This window comes from Streptomyces sp. NPDC001508 (assembly GCF_040298665.1).
In the GTDB taxonomy this organism is placed as follows: Bacteria; Actinomycetota; Actinomycetes; order Streptomycetales; family Streptomycetaceae; genus Streptomyces.
The window spans coordinates 220,619-241,355 of the sequence record NZ_JBEPAP010000005.1; the positions used below are offsets into that span (position 1 = coordinate 220,619).

Below are 20,737 nucleotides of genomic sequence, written 5' to 3' on the forward strand. Positions count from 1 at the left end.
CGGACAGTCCGAGACGAGTCCGAGACAAGTCCTCCCTCGCCTCCACGGGCCGACGCCGCCCGCCCGGCGGCTGATTCGAGACACTTCCGAAAGTCGGTTATGACGGTCGATCACCCAGAAGAACCGAAGTCCTCGACCCGTAAACACACCGCGCTGCCCAAGGCCCGGATCCTCGTCGAGACGCTGCCCTGGCTGACCCGGCACCACGGCAAGACCGTCGTCATCAAGTTCGGCGGGAACGCCATGGTGGACGAGGAGCTGAAGGCCGCCTTCGCCCAGGACGTGGTCTTCCTGCGGCACGCCGGCCTGAAACCGGTCGTGGTGCACGGCGGCGGCCCGCAGATCAGCGCCGCGCTCGACAGGCATGGCATCGTCAGCGAGTTCAAGGCCGGCCTCAGAGTCACCACCGAGGACGCCATGGACGTCGTACGCATGGTGCTCGTCGGGCAGGTGCAGCGCGAACTGGTGGGACTGCTCAACCGGCACGGGCCGCTCGCCGTGGGCCTGACCGGCGAGGACGCGCACACCATGACCGCCACCAAGCACCTGCCCGAGATCGACGGTGAACCCGTCGACATCGGACGGGTGGGCGAGATCACCGCCGTCGACACGGGCGCGATCGAGGCCCTGCTCGCCGACGGCCGTATCCCGGTCATCTCCTCCATCGCCCGCAGCCAGGACGACGGACACGTCTACAACGTCAACGCGGACACGGCGGCCGCGGCACTCGCCGCGGCACTGGGCGCCGAAACCCTCATGGTCCTCACGGACGTCGAGGGTCTTTACGAGGACTGGCCGCACTCCGACGAGGTGATCAGCCGCCTCACCGCTTCCCAACTGGAGAAACTGCTGCCGGATCTGTCCGCCGGCATGGTGCCGAAGATGCAGGGCTGCCTGCACGCCGTGCGCGGCGGCGTGCACACCGCCCGTGTCATCGACGGCCGGGTCCAGCACTCGATCCTGCTGGAGATCTTCACCGACGAGGGCATCGGCACCATGGTCGTGCCCGACGAGCAGGAGAGGGACGCCCCATGACGGGCAATCAGGAACTGACCGAGCGGTGGCAGGGCGCGCTCATGAACAACTACGGCACGCCACGGCTGCCGCTGGTGCGCGGCGCCGGCACGACGCTGTGGGACGCCGACGGCAAGAAGTACCTCGACTTCGTCGGCGGCATCGCGGTCAACGCGCTCGGCCACGCCCACCCGGCGGTCGTGGCGGCCGTGAGCCGGCAGATCGCCGCCCTCGGCCATGTCTCCAACCTGTTCATCGCCGAACCGCCCGTCGCCCTCGCCGAACGGCTCCTCCAACTCTTCGGCCGCGACGGCCGGGTGTACTTCTGCAACTCCGGCGCCGAGGCCAACGAGGGCGCCTTCAAGATCGGCCGGCGCACCGGGCGTACCCATATGGTCGCCACCGAGGGCGGCTTCCACGGCCGGACCATGGGCGCCCTCGCGCTCACCGGCCAGCCCGGCAAGCAGGACCCGTTCCGGCCGCTGCCCGGCGACGTCACACACGTGCCCTACGGCGACGCGCAGGCACTGGCCGCCGCGGTCACCGAGGAGACCGCCCTCGTCGTCATCGAGCCGATCCAGGGCGAGAACGGCGTCGTGGTGCCGCCCGCCGGCTATCTGAAGGCGGCCCGCGCGATCACCGCCGCCACCGGTTCGCTGCTGGTCCTGGACGAGGTGCAGACCGGCGTCGGCCGCACCGGGAACTGGTTCGAGTACCAGGCCCACGAGGGCGTCCTGCCGGACATCGTCACTCTCGCCAAGGGCCTCGGCGGCGGGCTGCCGCTCGGCGCCACGGTCGCCTTCGGCCGCGCCGCCGAACTGCTCGGGCCCGGCCAGCACGGCACGACCTTCGGCGGCAACCCGGTGGCCTGCGCCGCGGGGCTCGCGGTCCTCGACACCATCGCGAACGACGGGTTGCTGCAGAACGTCAAGCGGCAGAGCGAACGGTTGCGTGGCGGGATCGAGGCGCTGGGCCACCCGCTGATCGCCCATGTCCGGGGTGCCGGGCTCCTCCTGGGTATCGTGCTCACCGAGCCGCTCGCGCCACAGGCCCAGCAGGCGGCTCAGGACGCCGGTTTCCTGGTGAACGCGCCCGCCCCCGACGTGGTACGGCTGATGCCGCCGCTGAACGTCGGCGACGACGAGACGGAGGCGTTCCTCCGGGCCCTGCCCGGCATCCTCGACGCAGTGAACGGGGACGGACGATCCGGAGAATGAGACGACGATGAGTCTGGAGCAGGACCACGGGCAGGACAACGAGCAGGCCGCCGGGCCCGCCGTACCGCAGACCCGGACCGCACGCCACCGCCGGATCGTGGACATCCTCAACCGGCAGCCGGTGCGGTCGCAGAGCCAGCTGGCGAAGCTCCTGTCCGACGACGGGCTGAGCGTCACCCAGGCGACGCTCTCCCGGGACCTGGACGAGCTGAACGCGGTGAAGATCCGCAACACCGACGGTGACCTGATCTACGCGGTGCCGAGCGAAGGGGGATTCCGCACGCCCCGGGCGCCGCTCGGGGAGTCGGCCAAGGAGGAGCGCATGCGGCGCCTCTCCCAGGAGCTGCTGATCTCCGCGGAGGCCTCGGCGAACCTCGTGGTGCTGCGGACCCCTCCGGGGGCCGCGCAGTTTCTCGCGTCCGCCATCGACCAGGCCGAACTGCACGACATCCTCGGGACGATCGCGGGTGACGACACGGTGCTGCTGATCAGCCGGGAGCCGAGTGGGGGGCAGGCCCTGGCGGACCACATGCTGCGCTTGGCCCAGAACGGTCACTGAAGGTATTCGGCGGCGGGGGCGGGCTGGGGGCTGGGGCCGCGATCTCGGGTGCGGGTGGTATTCGGCTGGTTGCGCAGTTCCCCGCGCCCCTGAGTTGGGTGGTTGTGTGTTGTCGGGTGCGGGTGGTATTCGGCTGGTCGCGCGGTTGCCCGCGGCCCTGGCGGGGCGTAAGGGAGGCCGTGGGGTCAGCCCAGGCGGGCTGGCAAGCCCTCTGTGCAGCGGACCTCGTCGCCTGCTGTGATCAGTAGGGCCTCCACGTCCGGCAGGGACTCCAGCCAGTCGAGGCCGGCCCTTGAGCCCATCGCGAACGCCGCCGTGGCCCAGCAGTCCGCCCAGGTCAGCCGGGGAGCGATCACGGTCACCCCCACCAGGTCCGTGACCGCGGTCCGCCCGGTGCGCGGGTCCACGATGTGCGCCCCGCGCTCCGCCGTCCCGGATGTCGCCACCGCCAGCCGGTCCACCCCGGTCGTGGACACCACCGCCGCAAGACCGCCCGGCCGCAGCGGATCCGCCACCCCGACCCGCCACGGCCGGTGCGGCTCGGGCACGCCGAGCATCTGCACATCGCCGCCGCCGTTCACGCTGACCCCGCTCACCCCGGCCGCGGCGATCCGCAGCGCGGCCCGCTCGGCGGCCCAGCCCTTGACGATCCCGGTCGGATCGAGCCGGCCCCGGTACGCCGTGCTGAACCACCCCTCGCTCAGCCGCTCCGCCTCGGCCCCCAGCGCCAGCACCTCGGCCACCTCGGGATCGCAGTCGGCCACGGCCAGCTCGTCCCGGGCCAGCCGGGAGACCTGACTGTCCTCGCGGTACGTGCTGAACACCTCGTCGACCCGGTGCAGCCCGGCGACTGCCTCGTCCAGCGCCGCCCGCACGGCATCCGGTTCCCCGCCGCGGACGTCGAAGGAGAAGACCGTCCCCATGACCTCCTCCGCGTGACGCATCGCGGCGGGAGTCCTCGCAGGCTCCGCCACCGCGTCAGCCACCGGCCCGGTCGAGTGCCGACTGGAGTGACTGCTTGTAGCCGTTGCTGGTGTAGGTGGCGCCGGAGACGGCATCGATCTGGGCGCTCTGTGCGGCCACGGTGGCCTGGTTGAGTTTCGGTACGGCCAGTGCTGTTTTCTGGTCGCTGGTGCCGCCCTTGGGTGCCTGCACCGCCTCCGCCTCGCTGATCTTCCCGTCGGTGACCGTGATCCGCACCTGGACCGGGCCGTACGGGGTCTGGGCGGCGTCGCCGGTGAGCGTGCGGGAACCGGTCTGTGCGGCGCCGGAGGACGGCGCGGCGGGCGACGCGGGCGAGGAACTCGCCGCCTTCATCTTGTCCAGCGCCGACTGGAGTGACTGCTTGTAGCCGTTGCTGGTGTAGGTGGCGCCGGAGACGGCATCGATCTGGGCGCTCTGTGCGGCCACGGTGGCCTGGTTGAGTTTCGGTACGGCCAGTGCCGTCTTCTGGTCGCTGGTGCCGCCCTTGGGCGCCTGCACCGCCTCCGCCGCAGTGATCTTTCCGTTGCTGACGGTCAGGCGTACCTGCACGGCCCCGTACTGGGTCTGGGCCGCGTCACCGGTCACCGTGCTGGATCCGGCGGCCTGTGCTCCGCCCTGCGGCGACTGCTGCGCCGCCGCCGTCTGCTGGGGCGCCGCGCCCGCCGCCGACGCGGAGGCCGGGTCCGAGGCCGGCTTCAGCGTCAGCAGCAGGACGACACCGGACACGGTGGCCGCGGTGGCCAGCACGACGCGCCGTATGGGGTGGTTCTTCCGCATTTCTGTGCACTCCTGATTTCCCGTCGGGTTCCGCTGAGAGTCCGTCGCTCACATCTCGAACGACTCGTGATGGATGCGGCGGGCGGGAACCCCCGCGCCGCGCAACGCCTCGTACACCGACTGCGCGAACCCGGGCGGACCGCACAGGAAGACATCGTGCCGGTCGATGTCCGGGATCTTCCGCCGGAGGTTGTCCGCGGAGATGTCCGGCCGTTCCCCCTCCGGGCTGTTCACCGCGTACATCAGCCGGGCTCCGCGTTCCTCGGCGATCGACGCCAACTCGTCCCACAGCGCCAGGTCCTGTGTGCTGTTGGCCCGGTACAGCAGGGTCAGGTCGCCGGCCGCGCCGGGCAGCGTCTCGAACAGCGCCCGCATCGGCGTGATGCCGACGCCGCCCGCGACCAGCAGCACCTTGCCGCGGCTGCGCCGGGACGCGGTGAGCGCGCCGTACGGGCCCTCGGCCCACACCCGAGTGCCCGGCCGCAGCTCACGCAGCCGGGCGCTGTGGTCGCCGATCGCCTTCACCGTGATCCGCAGCATGTCCGGCCGGGGCGCCGCCGACAGCGAGTACGGGTGCGAGCTGAGCCGCATGCCCGGCGCCAGGAACCGCCACCGGAAGAACTGCCCGGCCTCCGCGCCCATCCGGTGCAGCCTGCGCCCGCCGATCAGCACCGAGACGATGCCCGGGGTCTCCTCGATCACCGCCTCGACCCGCATCCGGTGCCGCAGATTGAGCCGGATCGGGGTGAGGACCCGGTACCACAGGAGCAGCGCGGTCACCGAGCCGTACAGGGCGTACCAGAACGTCTTCGCGGCGGGTTCGAGGGCGAAGTCGTTCCCGGCGCTGATCTGGTGCCAGAACGTCAGGAACACCGCCGCGTACGTCATCAGGTGGACGTGGTACCAGGTGTCGTACGGCAGCCTGCGGCGGACCGCGCCGATCGAGGTCAGCCCGATGAGCACCAACAGGCCCGTGCCGATGGCGGCCTTGCCCATGTCCGGCAGCTGGTTGACGGAGTCGACGGTCTGCCGGACGAGGTCGCCGAGCGACTTGCCCGCCTGCAGCGCGTAGCCCCACATGATGAGGAAGACATGGGCGAGGACCAGGCACAGCGTGTAGCGGCCGCTCATCGCGTGCCAGCGGGCCACCCGGTCCGAACCGACCCGCCGCTCCAGCGCGGGGACCCGCGCCATCTGCAGCACGACCAGCGCCATGAGGTAGCCGGCGAGCAGCCCCGTGATCCGGCCCGCGTTGAGGATCCTGCCGTTGTCGTCGGCGATGGACGGGGTGTTGTGCCACCACAGCCACAGCACACCCATCGCGCCCGCGGCGACGGCGAGCAGCAGCGGGACGGCCGGGGAGCGGCGCGGGCGGATGCGGCGCATCGTCTGGCGGCGGGCGGCACGTCCGCCTGCGATGGTGGTGGTCACGGTTCCTCCGGGGGGACGGGACCCTTGGCCCACAGATACGTGTCACGGCTCCCGAGTGTTCACAGGCCCGCCGAGTCCAGCGCGGACTGGAGCGACTGCCGGTAACCGTCGCTGGTGTAGGTGGCGCCCGACACGGTGTCGATCTGCGCGCTCTGCGCGGCCAGCGCCTCCTGGCGCAGCTGGGGCAGGGCGTAGGCGTTGATCTGCTGGTCGCGCGGATTGTCCTGCGGGCAGGCGACGGCCGTGACATCGGTGAGCCGGCCGCCCCGCACCGTGACGCGCACCTGGACCGGGCCCCAGCGGGTCTGCGCCGCGTCACCCGTGACGGTCTTGTCGCCGGATGCCGGAGCCGTGGCCGACGCGCTCGCCCCCGCGGAAGTAGGCGCGGTGGCCGGCGCGCTCGCCCCCGAGGACGAAGCGGGCGCCGGGGCACCGACGGTCACCGACGGGGTCGCGTGCGGTTTCAGGGCCAGCAGCAGGACCGTCCCGCAGACGGTCGCGGCGCTCGCCAGTACGACCCGGCGCAGTGGACGGGCTTTCCTCAACGCGTGCATGACGGCCTCACAGCTCGAACGACTCGTGGTGGATACGGCGGTCCGGCACACCCGCGGCCCGCAGTTGCGTGTACACGTCCTCGGCGAAGCCCTGCGGACCGCACAGGTACACGTCGTACCCGGCGAGTCCGGGGAAGGCGGCGCCCAGCGCCTCGGCGGTCAGCGCCGGGCGTTGGCCGGCCGCCCCGTTGAGGGCGTAGCGCACCGTCGCCCCGCGCCACCGCGCGATGGCCTCCAGCTCGCCGCCCAGGGCCAGGTCCTCGGCCGTCCGCGCCCGGTAGAGCAGCGTCACATCGCCGGGCAGCGTCTCGAACAGCGCCCGCAGCGGGGTGATGCCGACGCCGCCCGCGATCAGCAGCGTCCTGTGCGCGCTACGCCGGTCCGCCGTCAGGGAGCCGTACGGGCCCTCGGCCCACACCCGGGTGCCCGGCCGCAGCAGCGGCACGGCCGCGCTGTGACCGCCGAGCGCCTTGACCGTGATCCGCAGCCGGTCCCCGCGCGGCGGCGCCGACAGGGAGTACGGCGTCGACGTCCAGCCCAGGCCCGCGCCGAGGAACCGCCAGCGGAAGAACTGCCCGGGCCGCACGTCCAGTTCGTCCAGCCGCCGGCCGCGTACGACGACCGAGTACACGCCCGGCGCCTCCCTGTGCACCGACTCCACGCGCAGCCGGTGGCGCAGGTTCAGCCGCACCGGCCCCAGGATCCGGTACCACATCACCAGGGCCGCGACGCCCGGATACAGCGCGTACCAGGCGGCGGTGGCCGCGGGCTTGCCGGCGAAGTCGTCGCCGAGCGCCAACTGGTGGGAGAAGGCGAGGAAGACGGCGGCGTACGTCAGCAGATGCGTGTAGTACCAGAACTCGTAGCTGGTACGGCGGCGCACGGCGCGCGCGGAGGCGACCCCCACCGCGCACAGCAGCACCCCGCCCGCGGTCGCCTTCAGCATCTCCGGGTAGTCGAGGACCACGGTGACCGTCTCGCGGACCGGGGAGAGGTGGTCCTGCGCGGCGTACCCGGCCAGGATCAGCACGATGTGCGCGACCAGCAGACAGACCGTGTACCGGCCCGCCATCGCATGCCAGCGGGCCACCCGGTCCGAGCCGATCCGCACCTCGAGCAGCGGAACCCGCGCCATCAGCCCCACCAGCACCGCGCAGGCGTACCCGCACAGCAGACCGGCGATCCGCCCGGCCCCGGTCAGCCAGCCCGCCGCGCCGACGACCCGACCCGTGTCCGTCCACCACAGGGCGAGCACGGCCGCAGCGCCGGCCCACAGCAGCCCCGGCAGCCAGAGCGCCGGGGACCACCGGGAGGCGGGCGGAGCGGCGCGTGCCGTCCGCTGTTCATGCACCTGCCCATGCACCGCGGCCATGATCACGTCCTCTCTTCCGGCGGATGTGCACCGTGCGCCGCCACCGGAGCCGCCACTGTGCCGCCGCAACCTCTGAACCGCCTCTGAGGACAGCCGCGCCGAGCGGACTCAGAGGAACCTCAGAGCATTCCCGCCGCCCGCCCTCGCCCGGCATGGGGGATGCTGGGGGACGAGATGAACACCACCCGTTCCGGCCGCCCCGCCCTGACCCGCCCCGACGGGACCCCGCTGCGCGTCCTCGTCGTCGACGACGACCCCGACCTCGCCGAGGTGCTCACCGGCGCCCTGCGCTACGAGGGCTGGCAGGTCCGCGCGGCCGGCGACGGCGCCTCGGCGCTCGCGGCGGCCCGCGAGCTGCTGCCCGACGCGGTCGTCCTCGACGTACTGCTGCCGGACACCGACGGCTTCGCCGTGCTGCGCCGGCTGCACGAGGTGAAGCCCGACGTCTGTGTGCTCTTCCTCACCGCGCGGGACGCCGTGGAGGACCGCATCGCCGGGATCACCGCGGGCGGCGACGACTACGTCACCAAGCCGTTCAGCCTGGAGGAGGTCGTCGCCCGGCTGCGCGGACTGCTGCGGCGCGCGGGCATGGCCCGGCAGCTGGAGGAGGGGCCGCGGCTGGTCGTGGGCGACCTGGTCATGGACGAGGAGGCCCGCGAGGTGACCCGGGCCGGCGAACTGGTCGAGCTGTCCCCGACCGAGTTCGAGCTGCTGCGCTTCCTGATGCGCAACCCGCGCCGGGTGCTCAGCAAGGCACAGATCCTCGACCGGGTGTGGTCCTACGACTTCGGCGGCCAGGCCCACGTGGTCGAGCTGTACATCTCCTACCTGCGCAAGAAGGTCGACGCGGGCCGGGCGCCCATGATCCACACCGTGCGCGGGTCCGGCTATCTGATCAAGTCGGCGCTCTCATGAGGCCGCCACGGCGGGGCATGGCGCCAGGGCTGCGGCGGCTGCCGTGGCCGCGCACACTGCGGGCCCGGCTCAGCGCGGGACTGGTCGTACTGCTCGCCGTCGGCTGCGCCGCCGTGGGGGTGGCCGCCGTCGTCGAGCTGGACGGCTTTCTCACCAGCCGCCTCGACCAGCAGTTGGCCGACGTCGGAAGCCGGCTCCCGGCCAGCCTGGAGCACCAGGCCCTCAGGCCGAGCGACCACGACGGCGACGAGCACGGCGACACCAGGCGCCAGGCGGCCGGCACATTCGGCGCCCGGCTGCTCGACGGCCGGGTCACCAACGCGGCCGTCGTGCCGGCCGGCCGCGCCGCCGCCAATCTGCGCGACGTCACCCTGTCCGCCGGGGACCGGGCGCGGCTCGCCGCCCTGCCGGCCGACGGCCGGGCCCGCACCGTCGGGCTGGACTCGCTGCACGCCTCCTACCGGGCCGCCGCCTACCGGGGCCAGGACGGCGACGTGCTGATCACCGGGCTGCCGCTGGAGCCGGTGGAGGCCGCCGTGCACCGGCTCGAACTGGTCGCCGGTGTGGTCTTCGGCGCCGCCCTGGTGATCGCCGGTGTCGCCGGTGCCCTGTGGGTGCGCTGGTCGCTGCGCCCGCTGACCCGGGTCGCCGCGACCGCCACCCGGGTCAGCGAACTGCCCCTGGCCAGCGGGGACGTCGTGCTGCCCGCGCGGGCCCCGCAGACCGACCCGCGCGGCGAGGTGGGGCAGGTGGCCGCCGCGTTCAACCGGATGCTCGGACACGTCGAGAACGCGCTGACCAAGCGGCAGGCGAGCGAGGAACGGCTGCGTGGCTTCGCCGCCGACGCCAGCCATGAGCTGCGCACCCCGGTCGCCTCGGTGCGCGGCCACGCCGAACTCGCCCTGCTGCATCCCGGGCCGGTGCCGCCGGAGGTGACGCGGGCCCTGGAACGGATCGCCGCCGAGTCCGCCCGTATGGGCGAGATGGTCGACGAGATGCTGCTGCTGGCCCGGCTGGACGCCGGACGCCCCTTGGAGCGGCGGCCCGTCGACCTCACCCGGCTCGTGCTGGACGCCGTCACGGACGCGCGGGCCGCGGGCCCCGGTCACGGCTGGGCACTGCAACTGCCCGAGGAGCCGGTGACGGTGACCGGCGATGCCCACCGCCTGCAGCAGGTACTGGCCAACCTGCTGGCCAACGCGCGGTCGCACACGCCCGCCGGTACGAAGGTGACCCTGTCCCTGGAGACCGACGGCGACACCGTCCGGCTGGACGTGCACGACACCGGGCCGGGCGTCCCCGAGGAGGTCAGACCCGGCGTCTTCGAACGCTTCACCCGTGCCGAACACCGCCGCCGCACGGAGGCCGCGGGCGGCGGGGCGGGGCTCGGACTCTCGATCGTGGCGGCGGTGGCGCAGGCACACGGAGGAAGCGTGGCCCTGGAAAGCCGCCCCGGCACCACGACCTTCACGGTCCGCCTCCCCACCACCACCCCGACACCGGACCCTCCCGCCCCGCCACCACCCCCGGGCCCTACGCGGCCGACCCCGCCTCCAGCGCGGCCGACCCCGCCTCCAGCGCGGCCGGCTCTGGATCCTGTCCGGCCGGCTCCGGCTCCGGCTTCGGCTTCGGCTCCGGCTTCGGCTCCGGCTTCGGCTCCGGCTTCGGCTTCGGGTCCTGTCCGGCCGGACCCGGGCCCAACGGCAGGGGAACCCACCCGCCCGCGCCCCGAGCCCGGCCCTACGGCACCGAGGCCCGCCCCTCCCCGACGCCGGCCCACCGCCGCGCGCCCCGAGCCGGGCCCTACGGGAGGGCAGCCCGCCCCTCCGGGGTCGTAGCCGGGCCCCGTGTGGTGAGTGTCCCCGTCCGCGGGGGGAGACAGGGGCGGCGCCGGGCGTCCCGAGCCGGGCCCTGCGCGTCCGGTGTCCGTCGGGATCCGGCTTTCGCCGTGGCCGCCCCGGCCGGCGCTGACACGGGGCGGACACGGCTGCCTGTCACGTCACTGAGTGAGCGTGCAGGCGGCCAGGGAGTCGAGGCCGGTCGGTTTCTCGGCCGTGCGTCCGATGGAGATGGCGATGCGCTCGATGGTCGAGGCCCGTTTGTCCTTGAGGGGGCCGAGGATGGCGTTGTTCACGAAGTTGGGTCCGCCTTGGCCGGCGGTGTCGGTGAGGCGTTTGTCGGCTTCCTGGATCTGGGTCTGGAGCAGGGTGAGGTTGCGGTCGACCTCGGCCTGTGCGGAGGCCGGGATCGCGGGCAGCTGCGAGGCGACATCGGGGCAGCTGATCGTTCCCGGCGCCGCGAGCGTGCGCGCGTCGGTGCCACCGGCCTCGGAGCCCTCCCCGGCGAGCGCGGAGCCGGCGATCACCGCGCCGGACAGCACCAGAGCGGCGGCGCCGCCGATCAAGGTCACGCGACGCTTGTCGTACTTGGGAAGTGCCCTGGACATGGGGATGCCTCACTTGGGTCAGGGGTGGGTTCACGGACGCGGCGCCGACGTCACCGGGACATACGGGAAAGCGGTTTCGAACGTTCAACGCGCCACCGATTCCCGCGCGGATTGACGAACCATGCAGAGTTCTGCATACTCATGCATGTCAGCCAGTGCACTGTGAGGAGAAACCCGTGACCGAGCGCGTCGTACTCGCCTATTCAGGCGGTCTGGACACCTCCGTCGCCATCGGCTGGATCGCCGAGGAGACGGGCGCCGAGGTCATCGCCGTTGCGGTCGACGTCGGCCAGGGCGGCGAGGACCTGGACGTCATCCGCAAGCGCGCCCTCGCGTGCGGCGCCGTCGAGGCCGAGGTCGCGGACGCCAAGGACGAGTTCGCCGAGGAGTACTGCCTCCCGGCGATCAAGGCCAACGCCCTGTACATGGACCGCTACCCGCTGGTCTCCGCCCTCTCCCGCCCGACGATCGTCAAGCACCTGGTCGCCGCCGCCAAGAAGCACGGCGCCACCACCGTCGCCCACGGCTGCACCGGCAAGGGTAACGACCAGGTCCGCTTCGAGGCCGGCATCGTCGCCCTCGCCCCCGACCTCAAGTGCATCGCCCCGGTCCGTGACTACGCGATGACCCGGGACAAGGCGATCGCCTTCTGCGAGCAGAAGCAGCTTCCGATCGCCACCACCAAGAAGTCCCCGTACTCCATCGACCAGAACGTCTTCGGACGCGCCGTCGAGACGGGCTTCCTGGAGGACATCTGGAACGCCCCGATCGAGGACATCTACGAGTACACCTCCAACCCGGCCGAGCCCCGCGAGGCCGACGAGGTGATCGTCACCTTCAAGGAGGGCGTCCCGGTCGCCATCGACGGCAGGCCCGTCACCGTCCTGCAAGCCATCCAGCAGCTCAACGAGCGCGCCGGAGCCCAGGGCATCGGCCGGATCGACATGGTCGAGGACCGGCTCGTGGGCATCAAGTCCCGCGAGGTGTACGAGGCTCCGGGCGCGATCGCCCTGATCACCGCCCACCAGGAGCTGGAGAACGTCACCGTCGAGCGCGAACTGGCCCGCTACAAGCGGCAGGTCGAGCAGCGCTGGGGCGAACTGGTCTACGACGGCCAGTGGTTCTCCCCGCTCAAGCGCGCCCTGGACGGCTTTGTCGACGAGGCCAGCCGCAGCGTCTCCGGTGACATCCGGTTGACCCTGCACGGCGGTCGCGCGGTGGTCACCGGCCGGCGCTCCGACCAGTCGCTGTACGACTTCAACCTCGCCACCTACGACACGGGCGACACGTTCGACCAGTCCGCCGCCAAGGGCTTCATCGACATCTACAGCCTGTCGTCGAAGATCGCCGCCAAGCGCGACCTGGCCTGACCGCCCGACGGCGGCACCCGCACCAGCCTGACAACCGCCTCCCCGCTCGCCTTTGAGCAGGGAGGCGGCGGCACATCCGTAACTCTCCTAGGAGCAACGCAAGTGAGCAGCAACAGCGGTGATGTACGGCTCTGGGGCGGCCGGTTCGCGGACGGTCCCGCCGAGGCCCTGGCGAAGCTGTCCGCGTCCGTCCACTTCGACTGGCGGCTCGCCCCCTACGACATCGCCGGTTCGCGCGCCCACGCGCGCGTGCTGCACAAGGCGGGGCTCCTCACCGACGACGAGCTGACCCGGATGATCGCCGGTCTCGACCGGCTGGAGGCGGACGTGGCGGACGGCTCCTTCGTCGGCACCGTCGCCGACGAGGACGTGCACACCGCCCTGGAGCGCGGACTGCTGGAGCGGCTGGGCCCGGACCTCGGCGGCAAGCTCCGCGCGGGCCGCTCGCGCAACGACCAGGTCGCCACGCTCTTCAGGATGTACCTGCGCGACCACGCCCGGATCATCGGCGGCCTGATCGCCGACCTCCAGGACGCGCTGATCGGCCTCGCCGAGGCCCACCCGGACGTGGCGATGCCCGGCCGCACCCACCTCCAGCACGCCCAGCCGGTGCTCTTCGCCCACCACGTCCTCGCACACGTCCAGGCGCTGTCCCGGGACGCCGAGCGGCTGCGCCAGTGGGACGAGCGGACGGCCGTGTCGCCGTACGGCTCGGGGGCCCTGGCGGGCTCCTCGCTCGGCCTGGACCCGCAGGCGGTGGCGAAGGACCTGGGCTTCGAGCACGGCAGCGCAGGCAACTCCATCGACGGCACGGCATCCCGCGACTTCGTGGCCGAGTTCGCCTTCATCACCGCGATGATCGGGGTTGACCTCTCCCGGATCGCGGAGGAGGTCATCATCTGGAACACGAAGGAGTTCTCCTTCGTGACGCTGCACGACGCGTTCTCCACGGGCTCGTCGATCATGCCGCAGAAGAAGAACCCGGACATCGCCGAGCTGGCCCGGGGCAAGTCCGGCCGGCTGATCGGCAACCTGACCGGGCTCCTCGCCACCCTCAAGGCGCTCCCGCTGGCGTACAACCGCGACCTCCAGGAGGACAAGGAGCCGGTCTTCGACTCCTGCGACCAGCTCGAAGTCCTCCTGCCCGCCTTCACCGGCATGATGGCCACGCTCACGGTCCACCGCGAGCGCATGGAGGAGCTGGCCCCGGCCGGTTTCTCGCTCGCCACGGACATCGCCGAGTGGCTGGTGAAGCAGGGTGTGCCCTTCCGGGTCGCGCACGAGGTGGCCGGCGAGTGCGTGAAGGCCGCCGAGGCCGAGGGCAAGGAACTGGACGAGCTGACGGACGAGCAGTTCGCGAAGATCTCCACCCACCTCACCCCCGAGGTCCGCACGGTCCTCAACGTCCCCGGCGCTCTGGCCTCCCGCAACGGCCGAGGCGGCACGGCCCCCACCGCGGTGGCGACCCAACTGACGGAACTCAAGACGAACGTGCGGGCCCAACACGAATGGGCGACGGCAAAATCCCCCCGCTAGACACGCGGAGCCCCGTCAGGGGCGCGGGGAACGGTGCGAGCAGCCACGAACGACCGGCACCCGCCGACGTACCGCAGGCCGCGGGCGGTGTGGCGATCGCCGGGGTGGCGCACTGTGATTGGGCGGGGGCGAAGGCGCCCCGTCAGGGCGCGGGGAACGGTGCGAGCAGCCACGAACGACCGGCACCCGCCGACGTACCGCAGGCCGTGGGCGGTGTGGCGATCGCCGGGGTGGCGCACTGTGATTGGGCGGGGGCGAAGGCGCCCCGTCAGGGCGCGGGGAACCGCGCGCAGCCACGAACCAACCCGCTCCCGCCGACGTACCGCAGGCCGCGGAGCTGTACGGCGGTCGTTAGATCAGAGGGCGCGGGGAACGGCGCGAGCAGCCACAACCAACCCGCACCCGCCGACGCAGGCCGCGAGGCCCCCGCGATCGAGCAAGGGCGTCACGGTTAACGTGGGTCGGAGTCAGCCGACCGAACGGAGCCCGCGATGCCCTTCGCCCGTCTCGCGACCGCCACCACCCCGACCAGCCACATCGGACTCGGTCTCGCCGCCGTCGGCCGCCCCGGCTACATCAACCTGGGCCGAGAACACGACCTCGGAGAGGACCGCAGCGTCGAGGCGCTGCGCACCCGCACCCACGCACTCCTCGACGCCGCCTACGCCCAGGGCGTGCGCTACGTCGACGTGGCCCGCTCCTACGGCCGCTCCGAGGAGTTCCTCGCCGACTGGCTGCACGCCCGCCCGGACGCCGCCGACGTGGTCGTCGGCAGCAAGTGGGGCTACACCTACACCGCCGACTGGTCCACCGAGGCGGAGCGGCACGAGGTCAAGGACCACAGCCTGCCCGCGTACACGCGTCAGCGCGCCGAGTCCGACGGGCTGCTCGGCGACCGGCTCGACCTCTATCAGATCCACTCGGTGACCCCGGACAGCCCGGCCCTCGCCGACAAGGAGCTGCACGCGAAACTCGCGGAGGCCGCCGCGGCGGGCCTGACCATCGGCTTCTCCACCAGCGGCCCGGCCCAGGCGGACGCCGTACGCGCCGCCCTCGCTGTCACGGTCGACGGCGAGCCCCTCTTCCGTACCGTCCAGTCGACGTACAACCTCCTGGAGACCTCCGCCGAGCCGGCGCTCGCCGAGGCGCACGACGCCGGGCTCACGGTGATCGTGAAGGAGGGCATGGCCAACGGGCGGCTGGCCGCCGCGCAGGCACCGGAGGCGCTGCGGGCCGTGGCCGAGGAGACGTCCCTGGGGTGCGACGCGGTCGCCCTCGCGGTGATCCTGCGCAGGCCGTGGGCGGGTGTCGTCCTGTCCGGCGCCGCGACCACCGGTCAGCTCGCCTCCAATCTGCACGCCGCGGCCGTCGACCTGGACGAGGAGCAACTGGCCCGGCTCGGGACGCTCGCCGAGGAACCGGCCGCGTACTGGGAGCGGCGCGGGCAGCTGCCCTGGCACTGAGCCATCCCGCCGCGCACGGCCAGCTGATACTCCCATGCCCACGATGAGACGAAGATGTCTCATCTGGTCTATGGTTGTCTCATGGCCTTGGATCGTGACCACGTGCTGCGCACCGCAGCCGCCCTGCTGACCCGCAAATCCACCGCGACCATGGACGAGGTCGCCAAGGCCGCCGGGATCAGCCGGGCCACCCTGCACCGCCACTTCGCCGGGCGTGACGCGCTCGTGCGGGCGCTGGAGACGCTCGGCATCGAGGAGTGCCTGGCCGCGCTTGACGCGGCCCGCACCGAGGAGGGCCCGGCGAGCGGGGCGGTACGGCGGCTGGTGCGGGAGATCGAACCCGCGGCCGGCCTGCTGGCCTTCCTCTACACCGAGAACCAGCTGTTCGAGGGCGACGAGCAGAACGAGGGCTGGGCCCGGATCGACGAGCGCATCGCGGCCCTGTTCCGCAGGGGCCAGGCGGCGGGCGAGTTCCGTATCGACCTGACTCCCGCCTGGCTCACCGAGGCACTGTTCGGCCTGCTGGCCTCCGCCGCCTGGGCGGTCGCGGAAGGCCGCGTCGCCCCCAAGGACTTCACCCACATGATCGTCGAGCTGCTGCTCGGCGGCGCCGTACGGAGAGAGGAATCATGAGCGGCACCCTGCGGTCGGCCCCGGCGACGGAGACGGAGCAGCGCCCGGGACGCTGGCTCGCGCTCGCCGTCCTTGTGCTGGCCGTGCTGCTGGTGGCCGTCGACGCGACCGTCCTCGGCCTCGCGACCCCCTTCATCAGCGAGGACCTCAGGCCCTCCGGCAACCAGCTGCTGTGGATCGGCGACGTGTACTCGTTCGTCATCGCCGGTCTGCTCGTCTCCATGGGCAGCCTCGGCGACCGCATCGGCCGCAAGCGGATCCTGCTCGGCGGCGCCACGGCGTTCGGCGCGATCTCCGTGCTCAACGCCTACGCCACCACCCCCGAGCTGATGATCCTGGCGCGGGCGCTGCTCGGGGTCGCGGGCGCCACCCTGATGCCCGCCACGCTGGCCCTGATCCGCAACCTGTTCAACGACCCGCGCGAGCGCAGCCTCGCCGTCGGTATCTGGGGCGCGACGGCCTCCGCCGGTACGGCCGTCGGTCCGATAGCCGGCGGTTTCCTGCTGGAGCACTTCTGGTGGGGTTCGGTCTTCCTGATCAACCTGCCGGTGATGGCGGTGCTCGTGCTCGTCGGCGCCCGGACCCTGCCCGAGTCCCGCAACCCGCACCCCGGCCCGTGGGACCTCGTCAGCGTCGTCCTGTCGCTGGTCGGGATGATCGGTGTCGTCTACGCGATCAAGGAGGCCGCCTCGCACGGCTTCGCCCCGGCCGCCCTCGGCATCGGCCTGCTGGGCGCGGCGGCGCTGTACGGCTTCGTACGCCGCCAGTTCACCCTGCCGGTCCCGCTGCTGGACATGCGGCTGTTTCGGCAGCGCGGGTTCAGTGGCGCGGTCCTCGCCGACCTGCTGACCGTGCTCGGCATGTCCGGCCTGGTCTTCTTCCTCTCCCAGTACCTGCAACTCGTCCAGGGCATGCGTCCCTTCGAGGCGGGGCTGGCCGAACTGCCCGCCGCGGTCGGTGCGGTGGCGGCCGGTCTGGTCGCGGGCCGCGCGGCCCGCCGCTTCTCGGTGCGGGCCGTGGTCTCCGGGGGCCTCGCCGCGGTGGGCCTGGCGCTCGCCGCGCTGACGACGCTGAGCCGGACGACGGGGTATCCGCTGCTGGGCGCCGCGCTGCTGGTCGTCGGTGTGGGTGCGGGCTTCTCCTTCACGGTGACCGCCGACGTGATCCTCTCCAGCGTGCCCAAGGAGCGGGCGGGCTCCGCCTCCGCGGTCTCGGAGACGGCGTACGAACTGGGGGCCGCCCTGGGCATCGCCCTGCTGGGCTCGATCGTGGCGGGCGCCTACCGCGGTTTCACGGGTCCGGCGGGCACCCCGGCCGCGGCCCATGAGTCACTGGGCGGCGCGGTGGAGTCGGCGGCGACCCTGCCGGCCCCCGCCGCTAAGGCCCTGCTGAACGCGGCCCGTGACTCCTTCGTCCACGGCCTCCACCTGGCCTCCGCCGCAGGAGCAGCAGTCCTCCTCACCACAGCGGCAACAGCCTGGTTCCTCCTCAAACACCAGACCCTGGAAACCCCCTCAGAGCCATCCCCCTAGAGGCGCGGGGAACTGCGCGCCCAGCCCCAACAACCCCGCACCCGATGACCGCAAACCCCGCACCCGCGAAGGCACGCTTACCCGGCGACCCCTTGGGGGCGCGGGGAACTGCGCGCCCAGCCACAGTGAACCCGCACCCGATGACCGCAAACCCCGCACCCGCGAAGGCACGCTTACCTGGCGACCCCTTGGGGGCGCGGGGAACTGCGCGCCCAGCCACAGTGAACCCGCACCCGATGACCGCAAACCCTGCACCCGCGAAGGCACGCTTACCTGGCAACCCCTTGGGGGCGCGGGGAACTGCGCGCCCAGCTACAACGCACCCGCACCCCAACGGCGCACCGAGCGGCAGCGAAGGCGCACCGAGCGGCAGCGACCCGTCAGGCGGCCTTCGCCTTCGTGGCGTACATGTCCACATACTCCTGCCCCGACAGCCGCATGACCTCGGCCATCACGGAATCCGTCACGGCCCGCAGCACATAGCGGTCCCGGTCCATCCCCTCGTACCGGGAGAACTCCATCGGCTCACCGAAGCGCACGGTCACCCGGCCAGGACGCGGAATGCCCCGCCCACCCGGCTGCAACTTGTCCGTGCCGATCATGGCGAACGGCACCACCGGCGCGCCCGTCATCAGCGTGAGGCGGGCGATGCCGGTGCGGCCGCGGTAGAGCCGCCCGTCGGGCGACCGCGTGCCCTCGGGGTAGATGCCGAAGACCTTCCCCTCCTCCAGGATCCGCCGCCCGGTCATCAGCGCGGCCACGCCCCCGCTCGCCCCGTCCCGGTCCACCGGGATCATGCCGACGCCGGTGAAGAACCAGGCCATCAGGCGGCCCTTGAAGCCCTTGCCGGTGACGTACTCGTCCTTGCCGATGAAGAACACCTGCCGCTTGGACACGAGCGGCAGCACGATCGAGTCGATGAACGTGAGGTGGTTGCCCGCCATGATGACCGGACCGTCCCCCGGGATGTGCTCCACGCCCTCCACCCGTGGGCGGAACATCAGGCGCATGATCGGTCCGAGCACTGCCTTGATGAGCGCGAAGCGGGACAACGGTTCCTCCGATGCCGAGGGGCGGTATGAGTCTGTGCAGGTGAGGACGATACTCGCGGCTCGGGGAGATACGCACATCGGGGGCGTCCGGTTCACCGATGTCTTACTCACTATTGACGCGGGTTCACCTGCGGTGGCGTGCCGGGCCCGCCGTGTGACGCGGGAGCGACGGTGTGACGGACATCGCCCGGCCACCCGCCGGACGCCCGCCCGTCCCGCGCGCGCCGCTCCGGACACGCCGTCACCCCGTGCTTCGCGCGTGACATCTGACAGCACCCGCGTGTTGGGTCCCGAGTCTCCCGTCCGTCATGTCCACGCCCCTACGATCGGCCCGCATCGCACGAAGACATTGAAGAAGGCAGAAGAGGAACCGGCCGGGGCGCCCGGAGGGGGGCGTCGGACACGGCGGCCGGACGGCAGGAAGGCCCTCATGGACAGGCACGAGTCGAACGAGCAGACGCAGGGAACCGGACGGCGGGCGCTTCTCGGCGCCGCGGTGCTCGGCGCGGGCGGAGCGGTCCTCGGACTGCCCGGCGCCGCGCGGGCCACGGAGTCCCGGTCGAAGGGGCAGGGCGGCGGCCTGAAGAGCCTGCCCGTGCCGACGATCATCGGCCACCGGGGTGCCAGCGGCTACCGCCCCGAGCACACCTTCGGCTCCTACCAGCTGGCCCTCGACATGGGCGCCGACATCGTGGAGGCCGGTGATCTGGTGCCGACCAAGGACGGCCACCTGGTGTGCCGGCACGAACCGGAGATCGGCGGCACCACCGACGTCGCGGACCACCCCGAGTTCGCGTCCCGCAGGACCACCAAGGTCCTCGACGGCGTCTCCACCACCGGCTGGTTCACCGAGGACTTCACGCTCGCCGAGCTGAAGACCCTGCGCGCCGTCGAGCGCATCCCGGCCAACCGCCCGCACAACAACCTCTACAACGGACGCTGGGAGATCCCCACGTTCGAAGAGGTCCTGAAGTGGCAGGACGAGCAGACCCGCAGGCGCGGCAAGCAGGTCTGGATCTACCCGGAGACCAAGCACCCCACCTACTTCCGCAGGCTCGGCCTGGGCCTGGAGGAGCGGGTCGCCAAGCTGCTGCGCAAGTACGGCAAGGACAAGCGGAACTCGCCGGTCATCCTGCAGTCCTTCGAGCCGGGCAGCATCCAGCGGCTGAACAAGCTGGTCGACAACCCGCTGGTCGTCCTGCTCTCCTCGGCGGGCACCCGCCCCTGGGACTTCGTCGAGGCGGGCGACCCGCGCACCGTGGCCGGCCTCATCACGCCCAAGGGCCTGCGGGAGATCGCCGGTTACGCGCAGGGCATCGGGCCCACCCTCGACCTCGTCATCGCGAAGAAGGCCGACGGCAGCCTGGACGCGCCGACCACGCTCGTCGCGGACGCGCACAAGGTGGGCCTGATCCTGCACCCGTACACCCTGCGCAACGAGAACCCCTTCCTGCCGAAGGAGTTCCGCAAGGGCACCGACGCGGACGCTTACGGAGACGCCTTCGGTGCGTTCCGGGCGTACTTCGCGACCGGCATCGACGGTGTGTTCACGGACAACGCGGACACCGGTCTGCTCGCCCGCGAGGACTTCGTCAACGGCTGAGTGCCCGACGCCCGTTCGGGTTGACACCTGGCCGCCTGGGCAACCCGTGCCGGGGCGGCCACGTCGTCGCACATATGACGCACGACCTTGTTGCCGCCCTGCGCCCGCTGCTCACCGCCGAGGCGGGCGCCGAGGCGCATGCCGCGGGAGCCGAACCGGCCGATCTGGAGCAGGCGGTCTGGCTGCGCCTCCTGGAACTCCTGGCCACCGCGGGCCCGCCGGCCGACCCGCAGGGCTGGCTGCGCCGGGCGGTGCGCGCCGAGGCGCGGCGCAGCCGGC

Annotated in this window: 17 protein-coding genes and 2 pseudogenes; 12 read left to right on the forward strand and 7 right to left on the reverse strand. The window is 72.3% G+C overall.

What is annotated here, in order from left to right; translation table 11 throughout:
- Positions 1 to 99: 99 nt before the first annotated feature.
- From argB to ABT245_RS07970, 3 genes are read left to right on the forward strand one after another with little or no spacing between them, the layout of a single operon-like run.
- Complete coding sequence (argB, locus tag ABT245_RS07960; protein WP_351730157.1) at positions 100 to 1,035, forward strand: acetylglutamate kinase; 936 nt, start codon at positions 100 to 102, stop codon at positions 1,033 to 1,035.
- The gene (locus ABT245_RS07965) at positions 1,032 to 2,231 is read left to right on the forward strand and encodes an acetylornithine transaminase (protein ID WP_351730159.1); all 1,200 of its coding nucleotides are present in this window, start codon (positions 1,032 to 1,034) and stop codon (positions 2,229 to 2,231) included. The genes argB and ABT245_RS07965 overlap by 4 nt, the downstream gene beginning before the upstream one ends.
- Before the next feature lie 7 nt (positions 2,232 to 2,238).
- The gene (locus ABT245_RS07970; protein WP_351730161.1) at positions 2,239 to 2,790 is read left to right on the forward strand and encodes an arginine repressor; all 552 of its coding nucleotides are present in this window, start codon (positions 2,239 to 2,241) and stop codon (positions 2,788 to 2,790) included.
- Between the two features lie 185 nt (positions 2,791 to 2,975).
- Here the strand turns inward: ABT245_RS07970 and ABT245_RS07975 are convergent, their stop codons facing one another.
- Genes ABT245_RS07975 through ABT245_RS07995 form a run of 5 tightly spaced genes read right to left on the reverse strand, consistent with a single transcriptional unit; the run spans position 2,976 to position 7,908 of the window.
- Positions 2,976 to 3,734: an FAD:protein FMN transferase gene (locus ABT245_RS07975; protein ID WP_351730164.1), complete on the reverse strand. Its 759-nt coding sequence runs from the start codon at positions 3,732 to 3,734 to the stop codon at positions 2,976 to 2,978.
- A 34-nt stretch (positions 3,735 to 3,768) separates the two neighbouring features.
- Positions 3,769 to 4,551, reverse strand: a complete 783-nt coding sequence (locus ABT245_RS07980; protein ID WP_351730166.1) for an FMN-binding protein — start codon at positions 4,549 to 4,551, stop codon at positions 3,769 to 3,771.
- 48 nt (positions 4,552 to 4,599) lie between these two features.
- Positions 4,600 to 5,982, reverse strand: a complete 1,383-nt coding sequence (locus ABT245_RS07985) for a ferredoxin reductase family protein (protein ID WP_351730169.1) — start codon at positions 5,980 to 5,982, stop codon at positions 4,600 to 4,602.
- A 59-nt stretch (positions 5,983 to 6,041) separates the two neighbouring features.
- The gene (locus ABT245_RS07990; protein ID WP_351730171.1) at positions 6,042 to 6,536 is read right to left on the reverse strand and encodes an FMN-binding protein; all 495 of its coding nucleotides are present in this window, start codon (positions 6,534 to 6,536) and stop codon (positions 6,042 to 6,044) included.
- Positions 6,537 to 6,543: 7 nt separating this feature from the next.
- A complete protein-coding gene (locus tag ABT245_RS07995; RefSeq protein WP_351730173.1) occupies positions 6,544 to 7,908 on the reverse strand; it encodes a ferredoxin reductase family protein in 1,365 nt (454 codons plus the stop codon).
- Between the two features lie 174 nt (positions 7,909 to 8,082).
- On the opposite strand from ABT245_RS07995, the gene ABT245_RS08000 reads away from it, so the two are divergent.
- Together ABT245_RS08000 and ABT245_RS08005 are read left to right on the forward strand one after the other, a co-directional pair.
- The gene (locus tag ABT245_RS08000; RefSeq protein ID WP_351730176.1) at positions 8,083 to 8,823 is read left to right on the forward strand and encodes a response regulator transcription factor; all 741 of its coding nucleotides are present in this window, start codon (positions 8,083 to 8,085) and stop codon (positions 8,821 to 8,823) included.
- Positions 8,820 to 10,310: pseudogene (locus tag ABT245_RS08005) on the forward strand (sensor histidine kinase); the annotation flags it as partial. The gene ABT245_RS08000 and the pseudogene ABT245_RS08005, both read left to right, overlap by 4 nt.
- Before the next feature lie 512 nt (positions 10,311 to 10,822).
- Here the strand turns inward: ABT245_RS08005 and ABT245_RS08010 are convergent.
- Positions 10,823 to 11,269, reverse strand: a complete 447-nt coding sequence (locus ABT245_RS08010; RefSeq protein ID WP_351730178.1) for a hypothetical protein — start codon at positions 11,267 to 11,269, stop codon at positions 10,823 to 10,825.
- A gap of 176 nt (positions 11,270 to 11,445) precedes the next feature.
- Here ABT245_RS08010 and ABT245_RS08015 point away from each other — a divergent pair, with 176 nt between their 5' ends.
- The 5 genes from ABT245_RS08015 to ABT245_RS08035 all read left to right on the forward strand — a co-directional run bounded on the left by ABT245_RS08015 (position 11,446) and on the right by ABT245_RS08035 (position 17,803).
- Positions 11,446 to 12,639: an argininosuccinate synthase gene (locus ABT245_RS08015; RefSeq protein ID WP_351730180.1), complete on the forward strand. Its 1,194-nt coding sequence runs from the start codon at positions 11,446 to 11,448 to the stop codon at positions 12,637 to 12,639.
- Between the two features lie 102 nt (positions 12,640 to 12,741).
- Positions 12,742 to 14,175, forward strand: coding sequence for an argininosuccinate lyase (gene argH, locus ABT245_RS08020; protein ID WP_351730183.1), 1,434 nt, complete (start codon positions 12,742 to 12,744; stop codon positions 14,173 to 14,175).
- A 491-nt stretch (positions 14,176 to 14,666) separates the two neighbouring features.
- Positions 14,667 to 15,638 (forward strand): aldo/keto reductase, encoded by a 972-nt coding sequence (locus ABT245_RS08025; RefSeq protein WP_351730186.1) that lies wholly within the window; start codon positions 14,667 to 14,669, stop codon positions 15,636 to 15,638.
- Between the two features lie 81 nt (positions 15,639 to 15,719).
- Complete coding sequence (locus ABT245_RS08030) at positions 15,720 to 16,271, forward strand: TetR/AcrR family transcriptional regulator (RefSeq protein WP_351730188.1); 552 nt, start codon at positions 15,720 to 15,722, stop codon at positions 16,269 to 16,271.
- On the forward strand, positions 16,268 to 17,803 hold the full coding sequence (locus tag ABT245_RS08035) for an MFS transporter (protein ID WP_351730190.1): 1,536 nt from the start codon (positions 16,268 to 16,270) through the stop codon (positions 17,801 to 17,803). The genes ABT245_RS08030 and ABT245_RS08035 overlap by 4 nt, the downstream gene beginning before the upstream one ends.
- 380 nt (positions 17,804 to 18,183) lie before the next feature.
- Here the strand turns inward: ABT245_RS08035 and ABT245_RS08040 are convergent, their stop codons facing one another.
- The gene (locus ABT245_RS08040) at positions 18,184 to 18,933 is read right to left on the reverse strand and encodes a lysophospholipid acyltransferase family protein (RefSeq protein ID WP_351730192.1); all 750 of its coding nucleotides are present in this window, start codon (positions 18,931 to 18,933) and stop codon (positions 18,184 to 18,186) included.
- 352 nt (positions 18,934 to 19,285) lie between these two features.
- Here ABT245_RS08040 and ABT245_RS08045 point away from each other — a divergent pair, with 352 nt between their 5' ends.
- Together ABT245_RS08045 and ABT245_RS08050 are read left to right on the forward strand one after the other, a co-directional pair.
- Positions 19,286 to 20,458, forward strand: coding sequence for a glycerophosphodiester phosphodiesterase (locus ABT245_RS08045; protein WP_351730194.1), 1,173 nt, complete (start codon positions 19,286 to 19,288; stop codon positions 20,456 to 20,458).
- A gap of 74 nt (positions 20,459 to 20,532) precedes the next feature.
- Positions 20,533 to 20,737 (forward strand): annotated as a pseudogene (locus tag ABT245_RS08050) (sigma-70 family RNA polymerase sigma factor); the annotation flags it as partial.

What these genes read in the sequence shown, in the direction of transcription:
- argB (WP_351730157.1), top strand. Translation starts at nt 100, where the DNA reads ATGACGGTCGATCACCCAGAAGAACCGAAGTCCTCGACCCGTAAACAC.
- ABT245_RS07965 (WP_351730159.1), top strand. Translation starts at nt 1,032, where the DNA reads ATGACGGGCAATCAGGAACTGACCGAGCGGTGGCAGGGCGCGCTCATG.
- ABT245_RS07970 (WP_351730161.1), top strand. Translation starts at nt 2,239, where the DNA reads ATGAGTCTGGAGCAGGACCACGGGCAGGACAACGAGCAGGCCGCCGGG.
- ABT245_RS07975 (WP_351730164.1), bottom strand. Translation starts at nt 3,734, where the DNA reads ATGCGTCACGCGGAGGAGGTCATGGGGACGGTCTTCTCCTTCGACGTC.
- ABT245_RS07980 (WP_351730166.1), bottom strand. Translation starts at nt 4,551, where the DNA reads ATGCGGAAGAACCACCCCATACGGCGCGTCGTGCTGGCCACCGCGGCC.
- ABT245_RS07990 (WP_351730171.1), bottom strand. Translation starts at nt 6,536, where the DNA reads ATGCACGCGTTGAGGAAAGCCCGTCCACTGCGCCGGGTCGTACTGGCG.
- ABT245_RS07995 (WP_351730173.1), bottom strand. Translation starts at nt 7,908, where the DNA reads ATGGCCGCGGTGCATGGGCAGGTGCATGAACAGCGGACGGCACGCGCC.
- ABT245_RS08000 (WP_351730176.1), top strand. Translation starts at nt 8,083, where the DNA reads ATGAACACCACCCGTTCCGGCCGCCCCGCCCTGACCCGCCCCGACGGG.
- ABT245_RS08010 (WP_351730178.1), bottom strand. Translation starts at nt 11,269, where the DNA reads ATGTCCAGGGCACTTCCCAAGTACGACAAGCGTCGCGTGACCTTGATC.
- ABT245_RS08025 (WP_351730186.1), top strand. Translation starts at nt 14,667, where the DNA reads ATGCCCTTCGCCCGTCTCGCGACCGCCACCACCCCGACCAGCCACATC.
- ABT245_RS08030 (WP_351730188.1), top strand. Translation starts at nt 15,720, where the DNA reads ATGGCCTTGGATCGTGACCACGTGCTGCGCACCGCAGCCGCCCTGCTG.
- ABT245_RS08035 (WP_351730190.1), top strand. Translation starts at nt 16,268, where the DNA reads ATGAGCGGCACCCTGCGGTCGGCCCCGGCGACGGAGACGGAGCAGCGC.
- ABT245_RS08040 (WP_351730192.1), bottom strand. Translation starts at nt 18,933, where the DNA reads ATGTGCGTATCTCCCCGAGCCGCGAGTATCGTCCTCACCTGCACAGAC.
- ABT245_RS08045 (WP_351730194.1), top strand. Translation starts at nt 19,286, where the DNA reads ATGGACAGGCACGAGTCGAACGAGCAGACGCAGGGAACCGGACGGCGG.